The 2672-nt window shown below is 66.7% G+C and carries 3 protein-coding genes; all 3 read left to right on the top strand.

All coding sequences use genetic code 11. The features are described 5' to 3' along the window. The first annotated feature begins 53 nt into the window (after positions 1-53). Entirely contained in the window at positions 54-1061 is a 1008-nt protein-coding gene (locus AC1DOC_RS28495) for a serine/threonine protein kinase (protein ID WP_015867097.1), read from the top strand. Continuing rightward, the gene (locus tag AC1DOC_RS28490) at positions 1058-1972 is read left to right on the top strand and encodes a PP2C family protein-serine/threonine phosphatase (protein WP_015867096.1); all 915 of its coding nucleotides are present in this window, start codon (positions 1058-1060) and stop codon (positions 1970-1972) included. The genes AC1DOC_RS28495 and AC1DOC_RS28490 overlap by 4 nt, the downstream gene beginning before the upstream one ends. Before the next feature lie 62 nt (positions 1973-2034). Then, positions 2035-2672: ribonuclease PH (gene rph, locus AC1DOC_RS28485; RefSeq protein ID WP_478131003.1), on the top strand; the 638-nt coding region annotated here is incomplete at its 3' end.

The following is a 2672-nucleotide window of genomic DNA, read 5'->3' as shown; positions in this document are numbered from 1 at the left end:
TCGGCATGGCGTTCGCTTGCCGCACCATCGCCTTCGGGCGAAACTCCCGGATTATGTCAAAGGTCAAGCCTTCGCCCCTGCTGCCCGATACGGTCATTGGCGGTTACCGCATCGTTCGCCGGCTTTCCGCAGGCGGTTTTGGYGTTGTCTACCTCGCCATAGACCCCAGCGGACAGCAGGTTGCCATCAAGGAATACCTGCCATCTTCGCTCGCCACGCGCGGGCCGGGCGAGCTGACGCCCGAAGTGGCGCCCGAAAAGCTCTCGCTCTACCGGCTCGGCCTCAAGAGCTTTTTCGAGGAAGGGCGCTCGCTCGCGCAGATTTCGCACGCCTCGGTGGTCAGCGTTCTCAACTTCTTTCGCGAGAACGAAACCGTCTACATGGTCATGAACTACCTGGAGGGCGCCACCCTGCAGGACTTCGTGGTGACCGCGCGCGACCTGAAAAGGCCCAAGGTCTTCCGCGAATCGACCATCCGGTCGCTGTTCGACGAGATCCTGCGCGGCCTTCGCATCGTGCACCAGTACAAGATGCTGCACCTGGACATCAAGCCCGCCAACATCTTCGTCACCGACGACGACCGGGCGGTGCTGATCGACTTCGGCGCCGCGCGCGAGGTGCTCAGCAAGGAGGGCATCTTCATCCGCCCCATGTACACCCCCGGCTTTGCCGCGCCCGAGATGTACCGGCGCGACTCGTCGATGGGTCCCTGGACCGACATCTACGCCATCGGCGCCTGCATCTACGCCTGCATGCAGGGCTATCCGCCCAACGACGCCCCGCGCCGCATCGAGAAAGACCGGCTCAGCCTGTCGCTGTCGCGCCTGCGCGGCGTGTACTCCGACAACCTCATCGAGGTGGTCGAATGGTGCATGTCGCTCGATCCGCTCTCGCGTCCGCAGTCGGTCTTTGCGCTGCAAAAGGAGCTCAGCCGCGAAGGCGAGCGCCGCTACACCAAGCTCACCGTCGGCGAAAAGGTGCGGCTTTCATTCGACAACATCCGCTCCTTCGACAAGAAGGCCCTGCCCAGGGCGGCGGCACCTACCACGCGCCCGGCATGAAATTCTCGGTATTCCAGGTCAGCCGCAAGGGCGGCCGTCTCAAGAACGAAGACCGCATGGGCTACTGCTACACGCGGGAGTCGGGCCTTTTCGTGCTGGCCGACGGCATGGGCGGCCACCCCGAAGGCGAGGTTGCGGCCCAGCTGGCGCTGCAGACCATCGCGGCCCTCTACCAGCGCGAAGCGCGCCCCACCGTCAAGGATGTCAAGGCCTTCCTGGCCGAATCGGCCATGGCGGCGCACCAGCAGATCATGCGCTACGCGAGCCACAAGGCCATGCTCGACACGCCGCGCACCACCGTCGTCGCGGCGCTGCTCCAGGGCACCACGGCCACCTGGATGCACTGCGGCGACTCGCGCCTCTACGTGGTGCGCGACGGCCGCCTGCTGACCCGCACGCGCGACCATTCGCATGCCGAGCGCCCGCGTCCGCATGGCGCGGACATGCCGGTCAACCGCAACCTGCTGCTCACCTGCCTGGGCTCGCCGACCACGCCGCTGTTCGACATTTCGGCCCCGCTGCAGCTGCAGCGCGGCGACCGCATCATGCTGTGCTCCGACGGCGTCTGGGGCGTGCTCGACGACGCCGTCATCGTGCACACGCTGTCCTCCGACAAGCCGGTGTCCGACGCCGCGCCCGACCTGGCCGAAATGGCGCTGCGCAAGGGCGGCGCGCACAGCGACAACGTCACGCTCATCGCCCTCGAATGGGAAATGCCCGATTCGACGGGCGAAGACCGCGGCGTTTCCACCGAGACCATCGACGACGGCGTCTTTGCTTCCACCATCCAGGCCGGCATGCCCGCTGACGGCGAACTCGACGCGCTCGACGACCTCGACGAAGACGCCATCGAGCGTTCGATTGCCGAAATCAACGAAGCCATTCGCCGTTCGGCAGCCAAGAAGACCTGATCGCCCGGCTGCTCCGGCTTGCGGGCCGTCTGCGCTTTTTGTTCCACATACCTCTCACAAAAATGACTGCTTTCACACGAAGCGGCGGCCGTGCCGCCGACCAGCTGCGCCCGGTGCGCATCACCCGCGGTTTCACCATCCACGCCGAGGGTTCGGTGCTCATCGAATTCGGCCAGACGCGCGTGCTGTGCACCGCCTCGGTCGAAGAGCGCGTGCCGCCGCACAAGCGTGGCAGCGGTGAAGGCTGGGTCACGGCCGAATACGGCATGCTGCCGCGCGCCACCCACACGCGCAGCGACCGCGAAGCCGCCCGCGGCAAGCAGAGCGGGCGCACGCAGGAAATCCAGCGCCTCATCGGCCGCTCGATGCGCGCCGTGTTCGACCTGGCTGCGCTGGGCGAGCGCACCATCCACCTCGACTGCGACGTGCTGCAGGCCGATGGCGGCACMCGCACGGCGGCCATCACCGGCGCCTTCGTCGCCGCGCAGGACGCCGTCAACAAGCTGCTGGCCGCCGGCACGATCCCCGCGTCGCCCATCAAGGGCCATGTCGCGGCCATTTCGGTCGGCATCGTCGCCGGTACGCCGCTGCTCGACCTCGAATACACCGAAGACTCCGCCTGCGATACCGACATGAACGTCGTGATGACCGGCGCCGGCCACTTCGTCGAAGTGCAGGGCACTGCCGAGGGTGCGGCCTT

Source organism: Variovorax sp. 01T439_2, from assembly GCF_056398445.1.
Note: the sequence above shows the minus strand (reverse complement) of the source record. Positions and strands in the feature narration are given on the sequence as shown.